The following is a 19,826-nucleotide window of genomic DNA, read 5'->3' on the forward strand; positions in this document are numbered from 1 at the left end:
GCGGATCCACAGATCCAGAACGTAGGCGAGCGTGTGGATGCTGATCAGGTCTTTGCGCTTTTCAATGTTCTTGCCAGGTCATCCGGATTCCCTCCCGTGAAGCCGGGCAGGTGCCTGACGAACATGTCTTTGATGGTGCGGTGGGACCGCTCGACGATGGCCTTGTCGGTCCCGGTCCCGGGTGCCGCGTTGGTTATGTCGACGCAGAGCATATGGCAGGCAGCCAGGACGACGTTGGACTGAAAGTCGCGGCCGAGGTCGATGAGGATGCGTTGGATTCTTATGATCGGCCGGGAGAGGTCTTTGCCTTCCAGTTCCGCTTCGATAAGTGCTGCCGCCCACGGCATGGCCCGGATCTCGTTCAGGTTAAACGGCAAGGCGGGACCGGGCCGCAGGTCCGGGATCGACAGCGCCTTGGCCAGCAGGTAGACCAGGTCGACGCCTTTCACGCCGAACGTAACTATCGCCGCAAGGATGCTGTGGGTCGCGACGCAGATCAACGTGGTCAGGGTGGGCCGGACGGGCTTGCCGTTGTCGTCAAGCACCATGATGTCCATCGGTGTGGAGTCCATCTGGCATTGCTCCCCCGGGGCGTACGCGGGCGGTGCGAACGGTAACAGCTCGTGTGACGTCACCTTTGAACGGGGTTCCGTCCACGACGTGTACTTCGCCGCCGCCCTTTGATTCCGGGTAATACCAGCGGACTTCTTCAAGCCCGTCCTTGATACTAAGACCCTGGTAGGGGTGCGACGACTTCGCCCGGTTTTTTCCAATCCGAGGGACTCCGAGCCGGAATCCAGGCGCCTTTTCGGCGCTGAAAGCACACATTTAGTTCCTGCGTCCTCTCGAGTTGTTTTACTATGAATCGCACCGCAGACGAAAGACCAACAATTGCGCAGGTGACCTACCAGCAACTCCTAGTAGTCTCCCCGCACATGCGGCCATATCTGGACAACCCAGCGGTCGAACAGAATGGCCAAATCCTCAAGTAGGATGAGGTCCTTCTCATCGCCGCCGCGGCCACCGCGGCCACCGCGGCGGGACTGCCCAGGCAACTTATCGACGAATTCCTTCCTGATAGTCAACAAGGCACGCTCAACAATCGCATTGGCGAGCAGCGTCCTTGGGGTCGTGGCGAGGGTGATACCGAGTTCCCGGCAGACCACTTCGACACCACGAGAGCGCTCATCCTCGCCGAACTCGGTCAGGATCCTAGACGGCCGAGCGCGCGGACGTCGGGCAGCCGTCGCCGCGTGCGCCTCATCATTGAGGAGGGCCGGCCAAGGAAAGTTCATCTGCTGCAATTCCCCGCGACACAACAGCGTCCCCACGGGTCTAGCCGCAGGTGCCGCCACAGCCTGGGCGATGAGGTTTGCGATGTCCGGGTAGGTTTCCCGCGCTTGGACACTCGTTGCCGGAATCGACCGGTTTGATTTATCTATCATGATGGTCAGGCTCGCCAGCCCAGGTTCTCCGCCTGATGTTCTGACACGCACATCAGAAATCAGCGAGCTGATTTGCGCTTCGCTGCCGGGCAGGAAGGCACGTAAATTGACGATCTTTTTAGGCAAGGCAGGCACCATCCAAAGCGGCATCCGGGCGGGGGAAACAAACTTTGCCACCACGATCATTGGAACTGGCGACAGCCCGGACGAAGACATATCGTTCCGGTACGAGTAGTCCTCCCGGCCCCGCTTCCAGAGACGCTCCGCCGAGCGGCGGTAGTGATAATCGTGTAGGCGGCACAAAGGCAAAGTGGATGTGTCGAGGGCGCTCATCCGCCTGTGCCGGATGACGCCGCGCCCTTTCATTTGGCTGTCCCGCCACCACAGGACCGCATGCCCGTATCCTTGAGGTTCCAGTACAGCTCGCGCTGGTTCCCGCTCAGAATTACGTTCAGATCCCCGTCGGCCACTTCTGCCTCCTGCTGCTCGCTACTGTCAGCCGGTACAGGTCACGCTGGGCTGCGAGCTAACAATGGATGCTCGCCTCCCGTGTTTCCAGAAATGGGTCTTCGGCCCGATCAATAGAACGAGTCCGCCGCAACCGACCCATCGGCCAATCCTGTCAAACGTCACAGTGGGCTCCCCTACGGCGATCCGCTCTTGGACGAGCCTGTCTTCCATTATCCGCTTCGCTGTACGATCTGTACACCCCTGTCGAAGTCTGGTGGACGTTTGGTGATTTAGAAGCCACATGGCATAGCAGCTTGCAAAATTAGCAGCAAGTGAACCCGACCAGAGGCGCAGACGGGAGAACTCCGCCGGGGTCCCTGCCCTGATTCTGGCCAGCCACTGCTCGGATGGTGCCGGGAGGGTCGTGACGACCCATTCCTCAGCCAGAGGTTCCGGCGACGTCCAGGGAGGCCGCGGAACTCCTAGGCGGCCGCATTCACGCCCAACGACAGCTGCAAGTAGGGTGACCGCTGGATCGATCCGGTGGACTCCGGCGGCATCAGGAAATCCTCACGGTTCTCCGGCGCAGTGTCGCGGAAGTCCGCAATAGCCGAGGTCATGATTCTGAAGACGAAATCCAGGTCACCGCAGGCCAGTTCGCGCCGGATTAACGCAGCCATCTTCCGTGCACTGAGACGGTGTTCATCCTCCATGGACATGCCACCACGACAGCCGGGACCGGCCGCAGCCTCGCACGACGTCGATTACGACACCTTGGCTCGTTCAGGCGGCAATCCCAACGGCTTTTATCCTTTTATATCTTTTATATCTTTTATAGATTCGGGGCTTCCCGTACGGTTGGGCGGCCGCCACCGCGGACCACGCCGGTCGCACGACCAGCGACAAGTTTTGCCACCGGATCGCCATTCCACCGCTTACCCCCGGCAATGTGACTATCCGGCCAGCGGGCATCGAGACGGTCAACCGATGGGTCTCCTACTGAGCAGATGTCCGTTGGCTCTCGTCGTGTGGTTGGCGGGCACAATGGCTCGACCAAGCCGAACTACCACTGTTCCCAGTCCTGTATGACCCGAATCCCGGTGAGGTCTTTGATTAGGGCCGTAGCTAAAGATCCCCGAGCCGGCGCGGGGGATTGTCGCGTGTCAACGTGCTCCACTAAGGTGAACCACCGGCGTCACTTACCCCACCATCGCGGAGAAACGCACCCGATTCAATGCGTCGGCGAGCAGATCCACATCCGCCTCCGGGAACAAGCTCTCCGGCCCCGCAGGCGCAGCGTCGCTGTAGGGAGACTCGTATAGAGCGCCGACGTCCACGACGCCGTTCTCGGTGAGTTGCTGGACGATCATGTCGACGAAGTGCAACTGGTTGGCGTTGAGGGTCTTATCCCCCACGAACTCGGACAAGGAATCCAACGCCGCCTGCCGGTCCATTCCCACAAGAGACCTGACAAACAACCCCAAGCCCTCTGCCTGCTCAGTGGCAGCTTCAAGTTCCTCGGGTGAACCCGCGCCACTCTCACTCAACATGCGCTGAAGTTCAGCAAGATCCGTCTCGGTCAGGGGCAGCCCGCGGCGTAGGCGATGGATGGCCATGTGGTCCAGGAATCCCTGCAGATACATCCGGGCCTTCTCACGGTACCGGGCCAGATCTACCGATCCGGTCACGGTCCCCTTCAGCTCACCTTCCACGATCTCGCCGAGAGTGTCTTCGAAGTTCGTGTAGACCACCTTGCGGCGCTTCTTCTCGATCAGGTGCACTAGCCCGCGAAGCCGCACACGGATCAGCCCAAGCCACTGCGGCGAGACCTGGCCCCACTCTTCACCCTCGAGAATCGACTGGATCAGGACCATCTGGGCGGCGATGGCGGGGATGTTCGGCTGGTCCTGCAGGGCGGACGCAATCTCGACAATTTTCCTGCGGTACGGCTCGACGGCAGCCGCAGAGGTCAATGATGCCAGCTGCGCCTGGTACATCAGCAGGTCGAAGCGTTTGGCTTCTTCGGTATCGGCGGCGGAAGCCAGCGTCGCCAAGGGGGCCAGTTTGGTCTGCAGGTCCGTCAGATCCTGCGTGGCAAGGGCGGCCCACGAGTCCGCCTTGGCGAACTTCTCCACCCACTGCAGTTGCGGGCGGACAAGGAAGTTCTCCCGGGGCAGCCCTGCTACCTGGCCCACAAGGCCGGACTGGAGCGCCGGCACGAAGTCGCCGTCGAGGCCGGCGGTGCGTGCTTCGGCCAGCAACTGTGTCCGGACGGCGAAGCTGCGGTGCGCCAGGGACTGTCCCAGGGAGCCTTCGGAACCGGGGAGCTCGGCGTTGAAGTATTCAATGTTCTGGCAGACGTCGAAGATGAAGAAGTCCTGCTTGTCCTCGCCAGGTCCGTACAGTTCCGGCCTGAGCCGGGTGCCGCGGCCCACCATCTGCCAGAACTTAGTCTTGGACCGCACCACCTTGAAGAAGAGCAGGTTGACTACTTCGGGCACGTCGATGCCGGTGTCCAGCATGTCCACGGACACGGCAATGTGCGGACTGTCCTCGGTGCGGGCGAAGGCGTCGATCAGGGTGGAGACGTAGTTGACGTTGTGGGTGATGATCTTCGCGAATGTGCCCCCGTACTGGGGGTAGTTGATGTTGAACCGCTCTGCGATGAACTCTGCATGCTTCTGGTTCTTGGCGAACACGATCGTCTTCCCGAGCCGATCTCCCCCGGCGACCTTGTGGCCGCGAGTCATCAGCACCTCGAGTGCCTTGTCCACCGTGTTGGCGTTGAACAGCCAGGTGTTCAGGATGGCCGGATCCACTGCGTCCGGAATCTCCCCGTCCTCATCCCACTCGGCGGAGTCCCAGGCTTCCCTGTCCTCCTCCGATAGCTCGTCGTAGCGGATTCCTTCGACCGGGAACTTCAGTGGAATGGACACGGCCCGGGGCGGTACGAGGTAGCCGTCGGAGATGGCCTGCGTCAGCTCGTAGGCAAAGGTGGGGACGTGGTCCTCGATGTCGAACAGCGAGTAGGTGTTGCGGTCCACCTCGGACTGCGGCGTGGCGGTCAAGCCCACCAGATACGCATCAAAGTAGTCAAAAATGGCCCGGTACTTCTGGTACACGGAGCGGTGGGCCTCATCGATGATGATCAGGTCGTAGTGGCCGATCCCGAACCGTTGCTTCAGGACCGTGCCGTCGTCCGTCCGTTCGTTGATCAGGTTCATCATCGTCGGGTACGTGGCGATATGGATGCGGCTATCAGCTTCCACGTCCCGACCCAGAATTATGGGTGAGGATCCAGGGAGATTGGTCTTGAAGGCCCGGGCGGCCTGGTCCACCAGGGCGACCCGGTCGGCCAGGAAGAGTACGCGTTTGGCCCAGTTCGCCTGCATCAGCAGGCTGGAGAGCGCGACGACGGTGCGCGTCTTGCCGGAGCCGGTCGCCATAACGAGCAGCGCCTTGCGTTCCTTGTCCGTTTCCAGGGCGTCGGTGACGGCCCGGATGGCGGCCTGCTGGTAGCTGCGGCCTGCGATCTCGGTGTTGATGGGCGCCGTGGCGAGGGGTTTCCGGGTGGTGCGGCGGTCGACCATGAGCTGGATCTGGTCCCGGGTGTGGAATCCCTGGACCGGCCGGGGCGGATAGCCGGCGGCGTCGTCCCAGATCCAGTGCTCGTAGCCGTTGCTGTAGTAAATGACCGGGCGCTGGCCCTTCTCCGTCTCTAGCGCGTCGGCGTAGAGCTTGGCCTGCTGCTGTCCCTCGTAGGGTGACTTGGATGACCGTTTGGCTTCGACGACGGCAAGTGGCTTGCCGTCGGATCCCCAAAGGACGTAGTCCACGAACCCGGTTCCGGTTGTGGGTCCGGCGTGGGTGGGCATGTGGTGGACTTCGAATTCGCGGTCCTCGGCTTGGTCCAGTGCCCACCCAGCTTCGCCCAGGTACAGATCGATGTAGACCCTGATTTCGGCTTCGGAATAGTCGTGGCTGTCCGGGAGCTTCTTGTTTTCTTCCTTCGCCCGGGCGATCTGTGCGCGCAGGGCCTCAAGCTGGGCGTGCAGCTGCTCGTTGTCCTGCTTCTGGGCGGCCAGCGCCGCGTCTTTGGCCGCCAGTTCTTCGGCGAGTTTGGCCGTCTGGTCCGCAGTGCGGGGCTTCTCGGCGGGCACCGGAACGCCCGGCTTCGGGGTCGGGCTGAGGAACTTTCCGTTGAAGGCAACAGTCGAGGCCGGGCGGTTGGCAGGATCCCGGGTGTAGCGAAGCGCCAGCCAGATGCAGACGTGGAAGAGTTCCCGAATGGTCTGCTCAGAATGCTGGACGGTGATGGCGGCGTTGGTGTGGATGGCGCTGTTCGCGACCTTGCGGATGAGGTGGAACTTGCTGACGATCGTCTCGCCCGCGAGCCGCTTAAATGTTGGCTCCGACATCAGGCCGTTGAGATCGCTCTTGTAAGGCAACGTCAGCGCGTCGTCGGCGTCGTACAGCCAGGCCAGCAGCGCTTCGACCGACCGCCGCGCGTAGAGCAGGGAAGACCGAGGGTCCTTCCGCGCATACAGCTCGGCCAGCCGCGCTTCCTTAGCAATACCCGGCCACTCCGCCTGCAGCACAGCGAAGTTGCTGCTCAGATCCCCCAATGCCACTCCTTTGTTGTTCTTCTCTCTGGAGCCTAGACGGTGATGCCCGGCATACGGCCGGACCACACGGCTTCAGCGCAAACCCGCGGCAATGCGACGCTAATTCCGTAGGGTGCGGCTATTCAAAGAAGTCCTCGTCGAGTTCGACAATGTCGTAGCTTTGCTTCACTTGGACTCCCACCCGGTACTTGATCATCAGCCCAACAAGCCGAGCACCGTCAATCAGAATGACCCGAGACGGAACGGCCTTCACGTAATCCCGTGCGCCGGAGGTGAAGGCGCTCGTGGTGATGAAGACGCCGCGCGAGGCGCCTACACCGTGCAGCGCACCGACGAAGGCCTGAATAGCCTCACGTCCCACAGTATTGCCATCGGCGTACCGTTTGGCCTGCACATAGATACGGTCCAAGCCCAGCGCGTCCTGGTCGATGACCCCGTCAACGCCGCCGTCATTGCTGCCACCGATACGCTTCCCACGCTGCTCGGCACCACCGTAGCCCATCTTGAGGAGCAAATCGACAACCGCTTGCTCAAAGAAATCAGGGTGGCTCTCCCTGAGACGCGTCAAGAGGGCATCGCCGACGTCGGAGTGAATGCGGTTGATCCCGGATTCAATCTGTTCGATCGGGTCAATGTCCTCCACGAGTGTTTCTTCGGCTGCGGGGTGCACGGGTTTCCGGCCATCCGACTGCGGCCAAAATGGTGCGAAGAGCGTCCGTGCCGTGGAAAAGTCGCTAATCCCCTCCGGGTGCTTGGAGAACCATTCCCGCCCTGCTTCGGTGATGCGGTAATTGGCCCGGACCGGCCGCTCGATCCAGCCTGCTTTCAGCAGATTGCTAATGGCCCAACCGAGGCGTTGCTCGGAGCGGAGTCCGCCTGTGTTCAGGGTCTCCGCCCGCGCGGCGTCGGACAGCCGAGCAGAGTCAATGGCGCGGCTGACGATGTCCCGGCGATGCAACGTTTCGCCTGTGGACAGGACCCGGAGCACATGGGCCACAAAGAGGGGCCAAATCGGCACTTCCGAGTCGACCGTGGAGGAAGCCATCTCGCTCATGAGAGCTCTCCGCGGAATGCCCGGTGTTGGAGGGAAGCGAACAGTGCCTCGAGTTCGGCAAGCTGCATGCGATGCCGATCCTTCAACTGGCTGATGGCTACTAGACGGGCCTCGAAGTCCTTCTGCCTTTCTACGGGCGGCAAAGGCATTTTGATTTCTTGAACCTCTTGCGCGTTGATATTTGCCATGCCGACAATGCTCTTACACATATTTCGCAGAGTTTTCTTTGTTGAAGGCAGGTTCATAAACGTCCCAAGGAAATTGGGGCGGCACGACGCGTTGGTCCTCAAACGAACGAGATAACCGGCATAGGCCATCGGTTCGGGACCCGTATAGACAGCAGTCTTGCCAACGAGCTCTGCGCTGTTCGTCCGGTTGAACAGGACATCGCCTGATCTGACCAGGTATTTCTCGTCGACGTCGCCGGGCAGGTACTTCATCTGGCTCAGGTCGAGCTGGCCACCATACGTGAGATTGTTCATCCGCAATACAGGTGTGTCCCCTGCGAGGGCCGCTTTTTCGCTCGATCCATACTTTGCTGATTCCAAAGCTTCGCCCACCCTAACCATCGGCCACCCCATCGGATTGATGATGGGGTCACCGAACATGCTGTGGAAGATGGACTTCGTAAGGGCGTCCAGACCGGCGAGGGCCTGACGGCGTTTGGTGCGAAGCTCGTCGACCCTGTCGAGGATGGCAGCAATCCGCCGCTGCTCTTTCAGGGGCGGGAGGGGAACAACCATTTCCCCCAAAGCAGCTGGACTGAGCCGCGGCAGATTTGCACCTGTGGCCATCGAGTTGGCCAGCTGCACCGTGTCCGGTTGGCGAAGGAAATGAACAAGGAATCGGCGGTCCAACTTGGAACCGGGCAGTACCGGCACTATGTCCGTACTGCAGATCCCGTCGAACTCAGGAAGCGCGATCTTCGCCAAGTAGGGCCGCAGCTTCCCATATAGAACGTGCTCCCTCGTGAACACGAACTTGGAGCTGGCTAGTTCACCGTTGGCCACGGTGCCCACGTTTATGAGCCGACCGCCAGATTCAATGTTTTCGAGGCCCACGTAGTTCGAACCCGTCGCAATTTTTTCCGGTGCGATTGATTTTCGATCGATTCTCGCGACTTCACGCAGAGACACGGTCTCAACCACGGATTAGCGCTTTCAGCTCTGTTAGGCCTTGAGTGATCTCTGACTCAAGAGTCTCCAGCTCGGCAATGATTTCGGTCGGTTCCTTGTGCTCGATCGCCTCATGTTCAACTTCTCTATATCTGTTTAGGGAGAGGTCGTAGCTGTTTGCGGCTATTTCAGATTTGGGGACGAGGAAGGACTGTTCGGTGCGCGCCCGGTCGGTCTCCGTCGCCGTCCGCTGCTGCCAGCGGGTCACAACGTCCTCAAGGTCAGATGTTTCCAGCGGGGTTCGCTTGTCGTCGAGGCTGAAGCCGTCCGCGGTCACGTCGTAGAACCAGACGTTGTCGGTGCCTCCGGAGTTTGTTTTCGTGAAGAACAAGATAGCGGTGGAAACGCCGGCGTAGGGCTTGAAGACACCGGAGGGGAGTTTGACCACGCCGTCGAGCTTGTGGTCTTCGACGAGCATCTTCCGCAGCGCCTTGTGCGCCGCGGATGATCCGAACATCACGCCGTCGGGCACGATCACCGCGGCGCGGCCGCCTGGCTTGAGGAGCCTGAGGAACAGGGCAAGGAAGAGCAGCTCGGTCTTTTTAGTCTTGACTAGGGAGAGCAGGTCCTTGGCGACGTTTTCGTAGTCCAGGCTGCCTGCGAAGGGCGGGTTGGCGAGGATGACGTCGTATTTTTCCTCCTCGGTCCCATGCAGGTCGGCCAGGGAGTCCCGGTATGTGATGTCCGGGTTTTCGACCCCGTGCAGGATCATGTTCATAGACCCGATCCGCAGCATGGTGCTGTCGAAGTCGTAGCCGTGGAACTGGCTGTGGTGGAAGAACCGGCTCAGCTCCGGTGTGGTGAGCAGGTTCGGGTTCTGCTGCCGAAGGTATTCGCCGGCCTGGACGAGGAACCCGGCCGTGCCGGCCGCCGGGTCACAGATGGCCTCCAGCGGCTGGGGTGCCGTCATCTTCACCATCAGGTCAATGATGTGGCGGGGGGTGCGGAACTGGCCATTGGTGCCGGCCGAGGCGATCTTGCCGAGCATGTATTCGTAGAGGTCGCCCTTGGTGTCGCGCTCGTCCATGGGGATCTCATCGATGATGTCGACGACTTTTTCCAGCAACCCGGCATTGGGGATGGTGAAGCGGGCGTCCCTCATGTGCTGGGCGTAGGAGGATTCCTCGCCATTGGCCAGCTGGACCAGCCCGGTGCGCAGGAAGGGAAAGATGTGCTCGGCGAAGACCGTGAACATCTCGTCGCGGGAGAAGTTCTTGAACTTGCTCCAGCGGAAGTCCTGGTACGAGCGGCCCTTCTCATCCAGACCCCCGGGGAAGACCGGGTTTTCGACCGGCTTGCCGGTGCGGTTGGCCTTGTTCTCCGCGCGCGTCTGGTTCTCGTCGAGGCGCTTCAGGAAGAGCAGATACGTGATCTGTTCGATCACCTCCAAAGGATTGGAAATGCCGCCGGTCCAGAACGCGTTCCAGACCTTGTCTACCTGAGATTTGATTTCGCCTGTTATCACCGTTCGAGTTTAGACGGTATTCGACGGGCGATTCGGCAGCCCTCGCGGCATGCATCGGACGTCAGGCGATCGAGTCAGCCCGCTTCCACAGCACGATGTCCATTCCATCCATCCGTGCCTGCTGGAACGCAACCCATCGTTCAGCTAGTTCCCGATCCTCCAGCCGATAGCCTGATCCAGGATTGGCCTTAACAAGGCCAATCTCCTCGACGGTCAAGCCCTCCGCGGTCATGAACAATTGGTGCAACTCACGGCGCGCCGGCCGTCGATGCACCGCATTCGCAAGTCTGACGTCGGAGATGATTGCCCCCGTATCCGCGCACCTAACCACGTCCGCAGCGAAGGCACGCTCGCGGAACTCTCTCGTGACATGAATAGCTTCTTGGGTAAGCGTCTCGGCCAACTTTGCCCGACGGCCCGGCTGCCGGATGACCTTCGAGTACCCAAAAGGGATATTCTCGATTCCGCCCTCTTGTGCGATCGAGAAGCCGCGTGTCCGGTATCCGGACTCGTTGTTGTTTCGCGTGACGACCCAATGGCTGATTCCGGGGCCAATCTTTTCCTCAGCCTCATCATGGAGGCTGACCAACTCCGTCAGGAACCGGGCGAGGGTTTGATCCTCCACGATCTGACCGTCGTGGTGCTTCTCAAGTTGATCGCTCAGGTAGTCCAAGGCTTTCTGCTTAGACGGAAATGTGAAGGGTCCTACGCTGTACTCTGCCATTTCTTCCCTATCAGATAGTTTTGCTCTGAAGCTTCCCAAGCTGATCCTTGAGGTCGATGGCAGCCAGCGAGCCTGAATTCGTCGAAGAACGGCCCCGCATGCTCTTGCATGCGGGGCCGTCCGTGTCAGGTTAGGGACTCGACAAGCTCACGTCCACCAATAGTCGGTGTCTCCACAGCTGCCAACCAACTTGTCACGGATGCCATGTTATTTGTGACTCGCCAACTAACTTGTCACTTGTGCCAACTATCTTGGCAACTCACAACCAACTAGGTTGTCCAAAGGACCAAATAGATTGTCCATCTACAACGACGAGATGTGAGATGTAGATCAATTTGGAAGAACTTCCAACAAGGAATCGCCGGGACCGCGCGGAGGCACGTACCTGCGAACCGGGTCATCGCGGCCAGTCTAATTGGAAGTTTGTGGCGCCCGTTCCGTATTTTTGCCGAATCTCCGACGCTAGAGACACGTTGCGCATGGTGTACAGATCTTCGTAACCACTTCATGGGCCGAGTTCGCGACTCTAAGTGGGGCAGCCCAGCTTTGGTGGGCTGCAAGGAGGCTCTGTTCCCCATCCATGTGGGCCCGTTGCTCCTCGGCCGGGAGTGTGACATTGATGAAAAGACCGAGGCCGGACAAATGGTGGTGATCGGAATGCCTCGCGGTCCTGACGATCGTGCTTACACTGATCTCTTGCCCATTTTCAGGCGAGGAACGGATACCCGTGGCAGCCAAGAACTTTGTCGTACACACCCACTCCAGCATCGACATCCCGGAGGACACGCTGAAAGTGTGGCGCCCCGTTCTCAAAAAGGATCTGCCGTCCATCCAGATTGACCAGTCCGACGGCGTCTCTGCCGGCGTCAACTACCGCACCGAGGATGCCGTCGGGTTGGCTGGCGCCGTTCTTGAAGCAGCCGGGATGGACCCGGCACGGCGTTCACGTCTACGACGTCGGGATGACAGGATTGAACACAGACAGTCCGGCTTCGCGGATGACTGTTCGGACACTCGGATGCCGTCTCGAATCGAAGATTCGAGCGCCAGCCCGAGGCGTCCGACTACGACCTCCTGGCCCCAGTCAGGTGCGCTACCGAGCTGCGCTGCAGCCTGTTACCGGAACGGATCAATCCGTGCAGGGTCCTGCTACAGGCGCCAGGTGAGACCCTTGCCCAGGCGGACGGTGAGCCTGCCGCGGCTGTTGATGGTGACGGGTCCTGCCTTGCGTGATACTGAGATCCCCGACTTGGAAACGTTCAGGCGGGTCTTCTTGCCGAGCTTGACAGTCTTGCGGAAACCGAGGCCCACGGGCTCCCCCTCGATAGTTGGCAATGCCTAGTGAACCTCATGTGTGCGGCGAGGGCACGCGACGGCCCCGACAATTGTGGGGCCGCCCCTGCTCCGCCTAGTACGTTCCGCCGAACTCCTCGAACACGGCGGCGATGTCTTCCCCGCCGTAGGAGGACGCGATCCGGTTCTCCACGACCATCGACACACGGCCCGCACAGTCTCATTCAATCGTGCCCTCCACCGCCAAGTCTTTCAGAGGATCCAGTCGGTTTCGGCGAGGGCGCTGGACCCGTCGGCCATGCCACAGAGCAAGTGCTGCTAGTAGCGTGGTCAGTTGCACGCATGTACCGCACTGCCAGCAGCTCATTGACCTGGTGCCATACGATGAAGGGAGCCAGTGACTCAAAAAACGGCTTTGAGCCTCGCCTCCAAGACCAGTGCGGCCGCCCGGCAGTCCACGTACTGCTTATCGAGAGCTCCAGGCGCCTCCTGCTTCGCTGCAGGCTCGACCGACGCGTCACTTTTCAACCGTCTAAACCTGATGAGCGCCAGGGACCACCTGCCGGCCGCAGTGAACGCGGCAGTCAGCACATCCATCCTCAGCTGAGTTTCCAGCGCACGGTCTGCCCTCATTCGTTCCGATTCAAGATTTGCGGCCGCACGCCGACTTTGAACACGACCAGCATGTTCCGGTCCGCCGCTGGGCCAGCGGGGCGTGGTGTCTGGCGCGCCGCTGTACACATAGGATTTGAACACGCCGTCTATTGAAAGAAACCCCGTGAAGCAGACCCTTTTCGGCCGCATGGCCCAGCTCGCCAAGGCCAACATCAACGCCCTCCTGGACTCCGCTGAGGACCCGCAGAAAATGCTGGACCAGATGATCCGCGACTACTCGGCCAACATCAACGAAGCCGAAGCCGCGATCGCCCAGACCATCGGCAACCTGCGCATGGTCGAGGACGACTACCGCCGCTCCGCCAATGAGGCCGCCGACTGGGGCCACAAGGCCCTCGCCGCCTCCCGGAAAGCCGACGAGTACCGCTCGGCCGGGAACCCAGTGGAAGCGGACAAGTTCGACAACCTCGCCAAGCTCGCCATCGGCCGACAGATGACCGCAGAGTCCTCCGCCAGGGCGCAGGAACCGGCGCTGAGCTCCCAGAACCAGGTCGTCGACCAGCTCAAGCACGGCCTGGACCAGATGAAGAGCAAGCTCGGTGAACTGACCGCCAAGCGCAACGAGCTCGTCAACCGTGCCCGTGTCGCCACCGCCCAGTCCCAGGTCAACCACGCACTGAAATCCCTGGACTTCGCCGACCCGACGTCGGCGATCGGCCGGTACGAGGAACGCATCCGCCGCGAAGAAGCAACCGTACGGGGGCAGCAGGAACTCGCAGCCTCATCCCTGGACGCCCAGTTCGCTTCCCTGGAAGACCTCGGCGAACAGGCCGAAGTGGAGGCCCGGCTTGCGGCGCTCAAATCCGGGACGCAGCAGAAAGCCATCGACTACTAGGCTGAACCCTCCACTGAAGGCCCCGGCACCCACGGCTCCGGGGTCTTCGCGCGTCCGTGCCCGCGGCCGCACACAGAAGGGCACGACCACGTGCGCCGAGTTCGGGTGGACGTTGCATATTCCTGGGAACCCGAACACTTGTGTAGACACAGGGCAATCGAGGCGCCTCGTCGCACGAAACCGAATAGTACGGGTTGCTGTCCGCGTTTTTACGAGATGCTGACTGCTGTCGAGGCCGACAAGGGCGACCGACGCCTGCGCGAAGAATTCGTCGCGCGGGCGCGCGGACATGAGTAGTCCGTAGTGACCCTGGGCGGCGAACATTCGCACACTTGAGGGGCCGGCCCAGTACCGCACAAGGCGTGGCCGTCAGGCGCTTCTTCCCTGTTCGGCCTTCAGGAGCACGTCAAAGCTATTGAGTCCGTAGTCCGGAGCCGTGACATCGGCCATCACCCGCCTCTCCCGGAGCCTTTCCCCGTCCACGGTCAGCTCGATCCCGGGCACGCCGTTGATAGTGAGCGGCACGCCACCGCCATCCTCGATCAGGTCCTGCAGCTTCCCGACAGACAACTGCGCGTTGGGGTCGCCGGTGATCTCAAGGACCATCTCGTTCACCCGCCCTGTGAATCCAGTGAGGAAGGCCTTCTCCCGCTTCGCCGAGGACACGACACTGGCAACTACCGAGAAGATGGCGACGAGGGTACATACCCCGATGATGACGAAAACGTTTCGCAGCGGCTCGATAAAGATCATGAGCAGCAGGCACGCGAGGAAGGTCAGGAATCCGGAGCCAAGGAAGACGTTGCCGGCCTCTTTACCAGGCGACCCCGACCAATCGCTGGAGCCGAACTTCGCGAGGAGGTGCTTCGTGCGCTTTGCAGCCATTCCTAGTACCCCTTCACTTCAAGCAGCGCCTCTGCAAGGCGGACAGCCTCACGGGCCGTCTTCAGATCGTCACGCAGTCCACTGTCCGGCGTCGCCGTGACAACACCTTCGGCGGTTCCGGCGACGCCCTGCACGGCCAGGCCGAGTTTGGCCCGCTCCTCGGCTACCCGGCGGGAGGTGGTGAGCTTTTCCTTGCTCACCTGAAGTTCGTGAAGCGGCTTGCTGATCTCGTTGATCCGCTTCTGGATTGCTGCCAGCCGTCCGTCGACGCGCTCAGCCCTGGTCCGGAAGACCGATTCCATGTTGGTCGCGACGGCGTGAAGCTCCCTAAGCGGGGATCGTTCCGGTACACCCTGGCCGCGAAGGAAAACTTCCACCTGGGCCTGGCGCTTGGCCCATTCCTCATGCCCGTGCCGGTTGTCGTCCAGCGCAGACGTTACGACAGACCGGACGGCGCTGAGGGCGTCCTGCCGCTTTTTGAGGCTGTCCGCGGCTGCATCCAGTCGCCTCAGGAATTCTTCGTAATTGTCCATGGGCGTCTCGGTTTACTCCATCGTTCGGGTTGGTGCTTCAGCAAGTTTAGGGCTGGCAGCCGTGGAAGACGCCAGCGCTCCGGAAGTAGGCGCAACCAACAGCGGCCTTCTTTCGTGGCGGCCAGGTCTACCGGCCTCTATGGATGTTGACGGCCAGGTCCAGGTGGATGCTCTTGGTGGTGGCGAGGTGGTCTTCCAGGAAGGACACGAGGGTGACGGCGTCGGCCGTGCGCCGGGTTTCAGGAATGACACCGTTGAACACGGCTGTGGTCCCCTCGGCGCCGGCCAAGGTCAAGGTGGCGCCGCCGAGGGGTGCTGAGGTGACCTGCCAGATGTCGGAGCGGAACCGCTCTTCGCCACCTTCACGGGCAGTGGCGGTCAGGGTGAAGCTGACGAAGGTGGTTGACATGGGAGGCCTTTCTGCAACGGGGCCAGGGTCCTGCCATCCACCATATGTGCGGACCCGCTGTCATCCCCTCAACTTAGCGGCCGCCGCGTCCTATCGTTCCCGGAGGAGTGTCAGCCCGGTCAGGACCAGGACGGCTACGACCATGACAACGGCTGCGATGAACACCGGCAGGTCGTTCCTGATGATAGGCATGGCAATAATCTCGATTGCCGCGAAGGCGCCGACCGTGAGGGGTGCGATCTGCTTGGGGAACCGATGCTTCACGAGCAGAACGATGCCTGACACCACAGATCCCGTTGCGGCTGCGATCAGCTCAACGCGAGGTTCGGCAGCGCCGTCCCGGTCCCGGTGCAGTGATGCCTCGCGCCAAGCCATGACGGGCTAGATCAGGATGCCCACTCCAGTGATGCCGTGGCGGGGACGGCTGCCGCCTACGACTACCCGGTTCGCTTGGCGTTATGGGTCTGCCGGTGCCAGCCGAAATAGCCACGGGAGCGCTCGTCGTATGCGAGGCATTTGCGGCCGATGAGCCCCTTGATGCGGTCCCCAACCGGTCCCGGGCCTGGCCTGCCGACTTCGATGTTCCCGTCGTCGCCGACGACGAGGTAACCGCGTTCAAACAACGCGTCGCAGCCAAAGAGGCACGCGAGCATGGACACGTTGCGGATGTCCTGGCGCTCCTGCTCCGTGCAGGCGAAACGGGGCTTGATATGCGCAGCGACCAGGAATTCATCCGGCAGCTTCTGTCCGCAGAGCGAGCAGGAGCTGCCCCGAAGCTGCAGCTGCTGATTCCGCAGGAAGCCCTGCTCTGCCCGGACAGCCCCTAAAGCCCACCGATCGCTGGGGCCACCAAGGTATTGGTCGTTCGGCGCAGCCTCGTCCCCGCCGTGATCGGGGTCGTCGCTGCTCCGCAGGCCAGCCTGTTGCAACAACTGCAGGGCGGCTTCCCGGTCGACCGGCCAGAAGTAGCCTCTCCTCGGCTCACCTTTTACCGTCAAAGGGCCTTGGCCCGGCGGCAGGATGCCGTAAGCGTCCCTCTTTGGGATCCTCACTTTGAAGAGCGGATCCGTCAGGACCAGCGTTCCCGGCGTATCCGCGGGTTCGATATAGCCCCGTGCCGGCGTGGACGCCGGGAACGGCGGTGTGGCCGCCCGGCTGATGCCGCGAATCTCCTGGCGGGAGACGTGCAGGACAACGTCTCCTGGCCGGACATCGTTCAGCGTCTCCCAGTGGGCGACCCGCTGCCCACTATTGCCTCTCAGCGGAGCCCACAGCGTCCCGTCGGGAAAAACTTCGTGGAAGTTGTCTTTTTGGCCAGCCCACCAGAAATTCGTGGAGGGAAGGACGGGAACCGTCAGCTTGGTCCCATGGGAGGCGCTGGTCATGTCCTCATTCATACCGGATATGAGGACTAAACGCCCGGAGGTGGGAAGTTCCGAATGCTCAGCGTCGAGGAAACCACCACCTCTAGACGACCGGAGGCGCTGCACGGGACCTTGGCGCGACCCGAAACGTCCCCCATAAACGCTCTGCTGGGAAGTCCTGCCGGTCCGTCCGTACGCATGGTGCGCATGGTGCGCATGGTGCGCATGGTGCGCATGACGACGGAAACAGGCGGACTGGGTCAGACGGTGCGGCAAGGGGCGTTCGTCCGCCGGGTCCCGACCGAACGGCTGGACCTTCTTCCATCGCAAGGAATAGGTCTGACATCTTCGGTCCACGGTACATCGCTTGGATACTTCTGGTTCAGTACGTACCTGCAGCCAGCAGGTGGCCACGTCGAAATAAGTGCACGCCTTTTCGTACGCGTGCCATCAGCCGCGAAGGAGATGTGTTCAGACTCGGAATCCCGGACCTGATCGGCAAGTCCACCGGGGCAGTGCACCCACGCGCCGACGACGACCGGTTCACCGCAGTCGCGATCCGCGCCCTTGGGTTCAGCGTCATGGGGCAAGGAGAAGAAAAAGGTCTGCCCACTGCTGAAATGTCGCACCCACAACGGCGGCTGTCTGCGGACTCCAGGAGCTACTGGGTCTGACGGCGGAGTCCAACGATGGCGGTGCTGCCGTTATCAGTTGGGACGGGCAGCATTTCACCTGAAAAATCCTGTAGCCAACGGGGAGCCGCGTCGGCCGGTCCGCACACATGGCCGCTAGAATGTCCACTGACATCACATCGTTCCGGGGGAATATTGACTACTTTGACACTTCGCGGCGCCGCTCTGCTTGTGCTCGCCGGCCTCACGCTCACCGCCTGCGGAGGCAACACTTCATCTGCCTCTTCCGCTGCAGCCACGCCGTCGGCACCGGCCGCGGACGGCGGAACCTACGCTGACGTAAATGCCCTGCAGAAGGCCTATATCAGTGCCGGCGGGAACTGCGCCGACGGCAAGTATTGGGGCTACGTCGCCTTCGCCAATGGAACGATCGAGTGCGACTCAGACACGATGATCGACGTATTCGACGACACGGCTGCGATCTTGAAGTATCAGGCACAGGACCGGGCACAGGGCTACGGGGCGACCATGCTCCAGGGCAGCAACTGGCTCATCCGAACAAACACCGATGAGCTGCCGGGCTTGAAGGTAAAGCTCGGCGGCAAGATCGTCAGCTACACGTCCAAAGGCTGACAAGACCAGCCGTCCGGAGCGACGCCGGGTAGGAGTGTCGGTGGGTCCGCACACATTGGGGCCATGGAGACCATGAGCGATTTCTGGTCGGCTAAGGTGCTCGACGCCAACCAGTATGGAAATGACGCCGACATCATTTGCGGGATCGACTGGGTAGCCGCGACCCACAAGGACAATAACCCTCGCAACGACATCGACGCCGCCAAGATAAGCCTCGCAGACCCCACCTTCGGTTTCGGGATGACGGCCATTGCGCTCGGCCGATGTCGGTCCGCAGCATGCGCGACCACCACGTTGGTCGTGCAGTGGCAACACCTGAAGGCGAGGGCCTGGGCTTCTTGGTCAGCCATCAGCGGATAGTCACGGCGAACGGGATCCTCAGTATCACCACGACAACGGAGCGCGTCATCGAGGGCGACGGACGAGAAGTCTATTTGCACCGAAACTACCACCTCAGACACCGCAGCTGGCGCAATCGCCTGGGGGTGAGTCCGGGGCTGGCAGCCGCACGAACAGAGATGCCAGGGCTAGCCAAGTGCATTTGACCCGCCGCACCAAAAAGGCCGCCCCTTCTGCAAGGGGCGGCCTTTCGCATGTTCCCTTCAGCGCCTGACTTTGTCCTTCGCGATCACCAGAACGGCGAGGATCAAGGTGGCAAGGGCCAGCGGCAAGGTGATGATCGGGGCGCCCGGAAGGTTGTAGCTAATGCTGGACATGAAGCCCAGGCAGGAGATGACGAGGCACGCCGCGAAGGCTGCCACGAGCCACGGGGTAGCCCCGCCGCGCTTGCGCTGTTTCGCAAGGATGACGATGCCGGTCACGAGGCAGCCGATGGCCCCAACGATTAGGAAGAAGTTCATCCATCCGTTGAAGGGCGTGCTGCCGCCGTCGCTGCTCTTGGAGAGGAGGAATGCGCCGGCGAAGACGACGCCGATCACCGAGACGATCAGGGCCAGGACGCCTGCGGAGACGCGCAGCGCTGACGCCGGGCCGGACGGCTGCCGGCCGGCGGCCGCGCGGTGCTGGGCGTGCGGATGGCCGTCGGCCTCATTGGTGGTCGGCTGGCCGAGGGGTGATTCGACGTTCAATTGTTCTCCTGTGGTAACTGGCGGGCGGGCGGGGGCAGCCGCCGTCTGAAAGCCAGACAGAAGTTCCCCCGGTGTCAGTGTAGGTGGGTCCGGGGAGCGTCGACGCATGTTCCCCACATGAGACATATGAGAGAAGGTTCAGAGAAACCGATCGGGCTCATCGACATGGACGGCAACTGGCTGCAGTGGGGTGTCCGCCTCAACGAAATCCTGCTGCGCCTGGACCCGTCCTGCACGATCGTGGACGATGACAAGCGGACCGGGTGGGATGACCTGGCCGGCCCAGGAGCCGACCGCGCCGTGCTGAAGGCGACAATGAACCACCCGGATCCTTACACCGGGCTGGCGCCGGTCCCGCGCTCCGCCTTGGAAATGGCTGATGAGGACTGGGGGCCTTCCACGGCTCCACCCGGACCTGGAAGAACCCGGGGTGCATGCCCGTGAAGCTGGCAGCCTTCGCCCGGCACTTCGGACCGAAGTGGGACGCCATGAGTCTAGACAGTTACCGGCTGCTTCAGTGCCAGAACGTCTACGGTAGCCC

General features: G+C 61.6%; 20 protein-coding genes. 5 read left to right on the forward strand and 15 right to left on the reverse strand.

All coding sequences use genetic code 11. The features are described 5' to 3' along the window. Window positions 1-44: 44 nt before the first annotated feature. The 9 genes from AB4Y72_RS14870 to AB4Y72_RS14910 all read right to left on the reverse strand — a co-directional run bounded on the left by AB4Y72_RS14870 (window position 45) and on the right by AB4Y72_RS14910 (window position 12,273). Window positions 45-572 (reverse strand): hypothetical protein, encoded by a 528-nt coding sequence (locus AB4Y72_RS14870; RefSeq protein ID WP_441426931.1) that lies wholly within the window; start codon window positions 570-572, stop codon window positions 45-47. A 345-nt stretch (window positions 573-917) separates the two neighbouring features. Further along, entirely contained in the window at window positions 918-1,778 is an 861-nt protein-coding gene (locus AB4Y72_RS14875; RefSeq protein WP_441426932.1) for a hypothetical protein, read from the reverse strand. Window positions 1,779-2,377: 599 nt separating this feature from the next. Beyond that, window positions 2,378-2,614: a hypothetical protein gene (locus AB4Y72_RS14880; protein ID WP_441426933.1), complete on the reverse strand. Its 237-nt coding sequence runs from the start codon at window positions 2,612-2,614 to the stop codon at window positions 2,378-2,380. 480 nt (window positions 2,615-3,094) lie between these two features. Then, the gene (locus AB4Y72_RS14885; RefSeq protein ID WP_441426934.1) at window positions 3,095-6,520 is read right to left on the reverse strand and encodes a DEAD/DEAH box helicase family protein; all 3,426 of its coding nucleotides are present in this window, start codon (window positions 6,518-6,520) and stop codon (window positions 3,095-3,097) included. Window positions 6,521-6,638: 118 nt separating this feature from the next. Beyond that, on the reverse strand, window positions 6,639-7,574 hold the full coding sequence (locus tag AB4Y72_RS14890; protein WP_441426935.1) for a restriction endonuclease: 936 nt from the start codon (window positions 7,572-7,574) through the stop codon (window positions 6,639-6,641). Then, window positions 7,571-8,722 carry a restriction endonuclease subunit S gene (locus AB4Y72_RS14895; RefSeq protein ID WP_441426936.1) on the reverse strand — a complete coding sequence of 384 codons (1,152 nt, stop codon included), beginning with the start codon at window positions 8,720-8,722 and terminating at the stop codon, window positions 7,571-7,573. Before AB4Y72_RS14895 ends, AB4Y72_RS14890 begins: the two co-directional genes overlap by 4 nt. Continuing rightward, entirely contained in the window at window positions 8,715-10,214 is a 1,500-nt protein-coding gene (locus AB4Y72_RS14900; RefSeq protein ID WP_441426937.1) for a type I restriction-modification system subunit M, read from the reverse strand. The genes AB4Y72_RS14895 and AB4Y72_RS14900 overlap by 8 nt, the downstream gene beginning before the upstream one ends. A gap of 61 nt (window positions 10,215-10,275) precedes the next feature. After that, window positions 10,276-10,887 (reverse strand): DUF3223 domain-containing protein, encoded by a 612-nt coding sequence (locus tag AB4Y72_RS14905; RefSeq protein ID WP_441426938.1) that lies wholly within the window; start codon window positions 10,885-10,887, stop codon window positions 10,276-10,278. A gap of 1,200 nt (window positions 10,888-12,087) precedes the next feature. Further along, entirely contained in the window at window positions 12,088-12,273 is a 186-nt protein-coding gene (locus AB4Y72_RS14910; RefSeq protein WP_441426939.1) for a DUF4236 domain-containing protein, read from the reverse strand. Between the two features lie 760 nt (window positions 12,274-13,033). Between AB4Y72_RS14910 and AB4Y72_RS14915 the strand changes: the two genes are divergently transcribed. Beyond that, on the forward strand, window positions 13,034-13,741 hold the full coding sequence (locus AB4Y72_RS14915; protein WP_441427067.1) for a PspA/IM30 family protein: 708 nt from the start codon (window positions 13,034-13,036) through the stop codon (window positions 13,739-13,741). Between the two features lie 369 nt (window positions 13,742-14,110). On the opposite strand, the gene AB4Y72_RS14920 is transcribed toward AB4Y72_RS14915, so the two are convergent. The 5 genes from AB4Y72_RS14920 to AB4Y72_RS14940 all read right to left on the reverse strand — a co-directional run bounded on the left by AB4Y72_RS14920 (window position 14,111) and on the right by AB4Y72_RS14940 (window position 16,953). Then, window positions 14,111-14,626, reverse strand: a complete 516-nt coding sequence (locus tag AB4Y72_RS14920; protein WP_441426940.1) for a hypothetical protein — start codon at window positions 14,624-14,626, stop codon at window positions 14,111-14,113. Window positions 14,627-14,628: 2 nt separating this feature from the next. Then, entirely contained in the window at window positions 14,629-15,159 is a 531-nt protein-coding gene (locus tag AB4Y72_RS14925) for a hypothetical protein (protein ID WP_441426941.1), read from the reverse strand. Between the two features lie 127 nt (window positions 15,160-15,286). Further along, window positions 15,287-15,568, reverse strand: a complete 282-nt coding sequence (locus AB4Y72_RS14930) for a hypothetical protein (RefSeq protein ID WP_441426942.1) — start codon at window positions 15,566-15,568, stop codon at window positions 15,287-15,289. Window positions 15,569-15,658: 90 nt separating this feature from the next. Continuing rightward, on the reverse strand, window positions 15,659-15,943 hold the full coding sequence (locus AB4Y72_RS14935) for a hypothetical protein (protein ID WP_441426943.1): 285 nt from the start codon (window positions 15,941-15,943) through the stop codon (window positions 15,659-15,661). A 62-nt stretch (window positions 15,944-16,005) separates the two neighbouring features. After that, window positions 16,006-16,953 (reverse strand): HNH endonuclease, encoded by a 948-nt coding sequence (locus tag AB4Y72_RS14940; protein WP_441426944.1) that lies wholly within the window; start codon window positions 16,951-16,953, stop codon window positions 16,006-16,008. A gap of 446 nt (window positions 16,954-17,399) precedes the next feature. On the opposite strand from AB4Y72_RS14940, the gene AB4Y72_RS14945 reads away from it, so the two are divergent. The 3 genes from AB4Y72_RS14945 (at window position 17,400) to AB4Y72_RS14955 (ending at window position 18,557) form a co-directional block, all read left to right on the forward strand. Next, window positions 17,400-17,606 (forward strand): hypothetical protein, encoded by a 207-nt coding sequence (locus AB4Y72_RS14945; RefSeq protein ID WP_441426945.1) that lies wholly within the window; start codon window positions 17,400-17,402, stop codon window positions 17,604-17,606. 153 nt (window positions 17,607-17,759) lie between these two features. Then, on the forward strand, window positions 17,760-18,197 hold the full coding sequence (locus tag AB4Y72_RS14950; RefSeq protein ID WP_441426946.1) for a hypothetical protein: 438 nt from the start codon (window positions 17,760-17,762) through the stop codon (window positions 18,195-18,197). A 63-nt stretch (window positions 18,198-18,260) separates the two neighbouring features. Beyond that, window positions 18,261-18,557 (forward strand): hypothetical protein, encoded by a 297-nt coding sequence (locus AB4Y72_RS14955; RefSeq protein ID WP_441426947.1) that lies wholly within the window; start codon window positions 18,261-18,263, stop codon window positions 18,555-18,557. Window positions 18,558-18,799: 242 nt separating this feature from the next. Here AB4Y72_RS14955 and AB4Y72_RS14960 read toward each other — a convergent pair whose 3' ends face one another. Then, the gene (locus tag AB4Y72_RS14960; RefSeq protein ID WP_441426948.1) at window positions 18,800-19,285 is read right to left on the reverse strand and encodes a hypothetical protein; all 486 of its coding nucleotides are present in this window, start codon (window positions 19,283-19,285) and stop codon (window positions 18,800-18,802) included. Window positions 19,286-19,411: 126 nt separating this feature from the next. Here AB4Y72_RS14960 and AB4Y72_RS14965 point away from each other — a divergent pair, with 126 nt between their 5' ends. Next, window positions 19,412-19,729: a hypothetical protein gene (locus AB4Y72_RS14965; protein WP_441426949.1), complete on the forward strand. Its 318-nt coding sequence runs from the start codon at window positions 19,412-19,414 to the stop codon at window positions 19,727-19,729. Window positions 19,730-19,826 lie beyond the last annotated feature (97 nt).

Source organism: Arthrobacter sp. YAF34 (assembly GCF_052113245.1).
Lineage (GTDB): Bacteria > Actinomycetota > Actinomycetes > Actinomycetales > Micrococcaceae > Arthrobacter.

Coding starts and splice junctions, on each gene's coding strand:
- AB4Y72_RS14870 (WP_441426931.1), bottom strand. CDS start 572: ATGGACTCCACACCGATGGACATCATGGTGCTTGACGACAACGGCAAG.
- AB4Y72_RS14875 (WP_441426932.1), bottom strand. CDS start 1,778: ATGAGCGCCCTCGACACATCCACTTTGCCTTTGTGCCGCCTACACGAT.
- AB4Y72_RS14880 (WP_441426933.1), bottom strand. CDS start 2,614: ATGTCCATGGAGGATGAACACCGTCTCAGTGCACGGAAGATGGCTGCG.
- AB4Y72_RS14890 (WP_441426935.1), bottom strand. CDS start 7,574: ATGAGCGAGATGGCTTCCTCCACGGTCGACTCGGAAGTGCCGATTTGG.
- AB4Y72_RS14915 (WP_441427067.1), top strand. CDS start 13,034: ATGGCCCAGCTCGCCAAGGCCAACATCAACGCCCTCCTGGACTCCGCT.
- AB4Y72_RS14920 (WP_441426940.1), bottom strand. CDS start 14,626: ATGGCTGCAAAGCGCACGAAGCACCTCCTCGCGAAGTTCGGCTCCAGC.
- AB4Y72_RS14925 (WP_441426941.1), bottom strand. CDS start 15,159: ATGGACAATTACGAAGAATTCCTGAGGCGACTGGATGCAGCCGCGGAC.
- AB4Y72_RS14930 (WP_441426942.1), bottom strand. CDS start 15,568: ATGTCAACCACCTTCGTCAGCTTCACCCTGACCGCCACTGCCCGTGAA.
- AB4Y72_RS14935 (WP_441426943.1), bottom strand. CDS start 15,943: ATGGCTTGGCGCGAGGCATCACTGCACCGGGACCGGGACGGCGCTGCC.
- AB4Y72_RS14940 (WP_441426944.1), bottom strand. CDS start 16,953: ATGACCAGCGCCTCCCATGGGACCAAGCTGACGGTTCCCGTCCTTCCC.
- AB4Y72_RS14955 (WP_441426947.1), top strand. CDS start 18,261: ATGGAGACCATGAGCGATTTCTGGTCGGCTAAGGTGCTCGACGCCAAC.
- AB4Y72_RS14965 (WP_441426949.1), top strand. CDS start 19,412: ATGAGAGAAGGTTCAGAGAAACCGATCGGGCTCATCGACATGGACGGC.